Here is a 369-nt window from a genome sequence, read left to right as displayed (position 1 = left end):
ATGCTGGGGTCACAGGTTCGAATCCCGTCGTAGCCACCATCTTTGCGGGAGTGGCGAAATTGGTAGACGCACCAGATTTAGGTTCTGGCGCCGCAAGGTGTGCGAGTTCAAGTCTCGCCTCCCGCACCATTTCTTTGTCGGGTTGTACTTAGAATAGGTTTGATTTACGGTTTTAAGTTTTAGTGTGTTGTTTCAGGTGGGGTATCGCCAAGCGGTAAGGCACCAGGTTTTGATCCTGGCATTCCCTGGTTCGAATCCAGGTACCCCAGCCATTTTACTGAAATAACTGATTAAAACGAAAAAAGAATCGAATTCATATTCTAAGAATAACAAGGTTGCAGTGATAACATTCAGTTGGGGTATCGCCAA

The 369-nt window shown here is 46.3% G+C and carries 2 tRNA genes; both read left to right on the top strand.

Annotated features, from left to right (window positions below):
* Window positions 1–44: 44 nt before the first annotated feature.
* A tRNA-Leu gene (locus tag FE392_RS18540) sits at window positions 45–129 on the top strand.
* 68 nt (window positions 130–197) lie between these two features.
* A tRNA-Gln gene (locus tag FE392_RS18535) sits at window positions 198–272 on the top strand.
* The last annotated feature ends 97 nt before the right edge of the window (window positions 273–369 follow it).

It is taken from the genome of Xenorhabdus santafensis, from assembly GCF_033949405.1.
Lineage (GTDB): Bacteria > Pseudomonadota > Gammaproteobacteria > Enterobacterales > Enterobacteriaceae > Xenorhabdus > Xenorhabdus santafensis.
This window is presented reverse-complemented; position numbering and strand designations above follow the sequence as displayed.